The sequence below is a fragment of the Mycobacterium sp. NAZ190054 genome, from assembly GCF_001545925.1.
GTDB lineage: Bacteria > Actinomycetota > Actinomycetes > Mycobacteriales > Mycobacteriaceae > Mycobacterium.
Map to the genome: position 1 here is coordinate 1 of NZ_LMVQ01000327.1, position 3,770 is coordinate 3,770.

General features: G+C 68.8%; 3 protein-coding genes and 2 pseudogenes. 2 read left to right on the forward strand and 3 right to left on the reverse strand.

From position 1 onward, the window contains the following. Positions 1–523 (reverse strand): annotated as a pseudogene (locus ASJ79_RS20415) (hypothetical protein); the annotation flags it as partial. Positions 524–633: 110 nt separating this feature from the next. Between ASJ79_RS20415 and ASJ79_RS20420 the strand changes: the two are divergent. Further along, entirely contained in the window at positions 634–1,986 is a 1,353-nt protein-coding gene (locus ASJ79_RS20420) for a 3-oxoacyl-ACP reductase (protein WP_067959151.1), read from the forward strand. A gap of 2 nt (positions 1,987–1,988) precedes the next feature. Continuing rightward, the gene (locus ASJ79_RS20425; protein ID WP_067959154.1) at positions 1,989–2,843 is read left to right on the forward strand and encodes a MaoC/PaaZ C-terminal domain-containing protein; all 855 of its coding nucleotides are present in this window, start codon (positions 1,989–1,991) and stop codon (positions 2,841–2,843) included. Here ASJ79_RS20425 and ASJ79_RS20430 read toward each other — a convergent pair. Both ASJ79_RS20430 and ASJ79_RS34230 read right to left on the reverse strand, forming a co-directional pair. Next, the gene (locus ASJ79_RS20430) at positions 2,827–3,453 is read right to left on the reverse strand and encodes a TetR/AcrR family transcriptional regulator (protein WP_067959157.1); all 627 of its coding nucleotides are present in this window, start codon (positions 3,451–3,453) and stop codon (positions 2,827–2,829) included. The genes ASJ79_RS20425 and ASJ79_RS20430 overlap by 17 nt on opposite strands. A gap of 67 nt (positions 3,454–3,520) precedes the next feature. Beyond that, positions 3,521–3,770, reverse strand: a pseudogene (locus tag ASJ79_RS34230) (hypothetical protein); the annotation flags it as partial.

A 3,770-nucleotide genomic window follows, 5' to 3' on the forward strand; every position in this document is an offset into this window, starting at 1 on the left:
GTGGTCCGGGTACCGCGGATCCCGCGCCCACCGGCGCGTTGACGTACTCCAGGAAGTCGGCGGGGTGCGTGGCGTAGAGGTTGGCGGCCTTGGCGGTGTCGATCACCGAGCCGGCGGCGGCGACCTCGTAGCGGCCCCGCGCGATGCCGTCGGCCGCGGCGATGGCCGCCTGCAGCCCCGTCCCGCAGGCCTGCTGCAGGTCAAACGCGGGCGTATAGGACGACAGCGAGCTGCCGAGCACGCACTCGCGCATCAGGTTGAAGTCGCGGCTGTGTTTGAGAACCGCGCCGCCGATGACGGCGTCGAGCGTCTCGCCCTTGAGGTCGAAGCGCTCGGCCAGCCCGTCGAGCACCGCGGTGAACATGTCCTGGTTGGACGCCTTGGCGTAGGCGCCGTCCGACCGCGCGAACGGGATCCGGTTGCCCCCCAGGACGGCCACCCTTCGGGTCGTCCTGGTCCCAGCGGTTTCTGAAGTCTCAGCCACGTCTGCCTCCCGGCTTGCTGATGAGGTGTCGAGGGTCATACTACCCACGCTTCTTACTCTGGAGTAAGTTCGTGAGGTATGTGACAGTGCGGGGTAACCCCTTCACCGTCGTCAAGTGATGTACCCCGGATCTCCAGAAAGGCAGCGCCGTGGCTTCCGATCTTCTCTCCCAGGTCGTCAACTCCGGGCCTGGCTCGTTTCTCGCCAAGCAACTCGGTGTCCCGCAGCCCGAACAGCTGCGCCGGCACAAGCAGGGCCAGCCGCCGCTGGCCGGTTCGCTGCTGATCGGCGGCGAGGGCCGGGTGGTGGAACCGCTGCGCGCCGCGCTGGCCGACGACTACGACGTCGTCGCGAACAACCTCGGCGGGCGCTGGGCCGACTCGTTCGGCGGGCTGGTCTACGACGCCACCGGCATCACCGAACCCGAGGGTCTCAAGGGCCTCTACGAGTTCTTCACCCCGCTGTTGCGCAACCTCGGGCACTCGGGCCGCGTCGTCGTGATCGGCACGACGCCCGAGGAGACCGGCAGCGTGCACGAGCGCACCGCGCAGCGTGCGCTGGAGGGCTTCACCCGGTCGCTGGCCAAGGAGCTGCGCAACGGATCGACCGCGGCCCTGGTGTACCTGTCCGCCGACGCCAAACCGGCCGCGACCGGGCTGGAGTCCACACTGCGCTTCATCCTGTCCGGCAAGTCGGCCTACGTCGACGGACAGGTGTTCCGGGTCGGGGCCGCCGACGCGGCCCCACCCGCCGACTGGGACCGGCCACTGGACGGCAAGGTCGCGGTCGTGACAGGCGCCGCGCGTGGGATCGGCGCGACGATCGCCGAGGTGTTCGCGCGCGACGGCGCCAAGGTCGTCGCCGTCGACGTCGAGGGGGCCGCCGAGGCGCTGGCCGAGACGGCCACCAAGGTCGGCGGCACCGCGCTGACGCTCGACGTCACCGCCGCCGACGCCGTGGACCGCATCGCCGAGCACGTCCGCGAACACCACGAGGGCAGGCTCGACATCCTGGTCAACAACGCGGGCATCACCCGCGACAAGCTGTTGGCCAACATGGACGAATCCCGCTGGGACTCCGTGATCGCGGTGAATCTGCTGGCGCCGCTCCGCCTGGCCGAGGGGCTGGTCGCAAGCGGTGTGATCGGTGACGGCGGCCGGATCATCGGGTTGTCGTCGATGGCGGGCATCGCCGGCAACCGCGGACAGACGAACTACGCGGCCACCAAGGCCGGCATGATCGGGCTCACCGACGCGCTGGCACCCCTGTTCGCCGAGAAGAACATCACCATCAACGCGGTCGCGCCCGGCTTCATCGAGACGAAGATGACCGACGCGATCCCGTTCGCCACCCGTGAGGTCGGCCGCCGGCTCAACTCGCTGTTCCAGGGCGGCCAGCCGGTCGACGTCGCCGAGGCGATCGCGTACTTCGCCAGCCCGGGTTCTAATGCCGTGACCGGCAACACCATTCGGGTCTGCGGCCAGGCGATGCTGGGCGCGTAGGCATGAGCGCAGAGCAGCAGCCTTCGGGGCTGAAGAACCTGGCGCGGGCCGCGGTCGGCGCGCTGCCGTTGGTGCGGCGCGGCGACACGCTGCCCACCCGCACGGTGACCGTCGAGGACCTGCCCGTCGACCCGGTCAACGTCGCCGAGTACGCGCACGTCACCGGGCTGCGTTTCGACAACGTGGTACCGCTGACCTATCCGTTCGCGCTGACGTTCCCGGCCGTGATGTCACTGCTCACCGGATTCGACTTCCCTTTCGCCGCAATGGGTTCGGTCCACATGGAGAACCACATCACGCAATACCGGCCGATCGCGGTCACCGACACCGTCTCGGTGGCCGTACACGCGGAGAACATGCGGGAGCACCGCAAGGGGCTGCTCGTCGACATCGTGACCGACGTCAAGGTCGGCAACGACGTTGCGTGGCACCAGATCGCGACATTCCTGCACCAGCAGCGCACCAGCCTGTCGGATCAGCCGAAGGCGCCGCCGCAGAAGCAGCCGAAGCTACCGCCACCGAACGCGGTGCTGCGCATCACCCCGGGGCAGATCCGGCACTACGCGTCGGTCGGCGGGGACCACAACCCGATCCACACCAACTCGGTCGCCGCCAAGCTGTTCGGCTTCCCGACCGTGATCGCGCACGGAATGTTCAGTGCCGCAGCGGTGTTGGCGAACGTCGAAGGTCAGCTGCCCGACGCGGTGAAGTACTCGGTGCGGTTCGCCAAGCCGGTGGTGCTGCCCGCCCGGGCCGGGCTGTATGTCGAGCGCAACCCCGACGGCTGGGACCTGACGCTGCGGCACCTGAGCAAGGGCCACCCCCACCTGACGGGAACCGTCACGAGTTTGAGATGACGGCGTCGGCGTCCGCAGCGGACGGCGCGCCCTTGAGGCCCCGCCAGAACAGGTTGATCATCAGCTCGGCGGCCTCGTCGACGTCGGCGTCGCCGGTGCTCACCCGGGACGCGATCGCCTCACCGGCGCCGACGAGCGCGACCGCCATCAACTCGAAGTCGGTGTCCGGCTCGGGGAACTTGGTACCGGATCGCAGCAGACGGCCGACGAGTTCGATGATGCGTTCGCGCCCCTCCCGCACGGTGTGGGCAAACGCCTGCGAGCTGGTGGCCTGCGTGTAGAGCACCATCCACGACGCCCGGTTGGCGTCGATGTACTTCAGGAACGCCAGCACCGCGCTGCGCAGCAGCTCCTTCGGCGGACCGCTGAAATCGATGTTGCTGTTCACCTCGTCGACGAACCGGCCCAGCTCGCGGTTCAGGCACGCGCCGAACAGCTCCTCCTTGGAGCCGTAGTACAGGTACAGCATCGGCTTGCTGATCTGCGCCTGGGCGGCGATCGCGTCCATCGACGTCTCGTGATAGCCGTTCACCGAGAAGATCTCCACCGCGGCGTCGAGCATCTGCTGCTCACGGACGGCACGCGGCAACCGCTTGGTTCCACCTGCCATGTACGAGCGCCCTCCTGAGCCGTCGATCGACGAACGTCTTACCACAGGGTAAGCACTGGCCGAACGATCAGCCGCCGCAACGCGGCGAGGTGCCCTTCATCGCGATGATCCGCATCACGGCCTCGTCGATACGCGGCATCGTCAGCTCGCCGGCGGCGACCGCCCGCTCCAGCCGGTCCAGCACCGCGGGCACCTCGGCGGTGTCCAACCTGGCCGGCGGAGACGACCTGGTGAAGTCCTCCCGCAGCCCGGACATCATGGCCGATGCCGCCGTGCGGATCCTGTCGCGACCACCGGCACAGGTCAACGGGCAGTGC

Coding starts and splice junctions, on each gene's coding strand:
- ASJ79_RS20425 (WP_067959154.1), top strand. CDS start 1,989: ATGAGCGCAGAGCAGCAGCCTTCGGGGCTGAAGAACCTGGCGCGGGCC.
- ASJ79_RS20430 (WP_067959157.1), bottom strand. CDS start 3,453: ATGGCAGGTGGAACCAAGCGGTTGCCGCGTGCCGTCCGTGAGCAGCAG.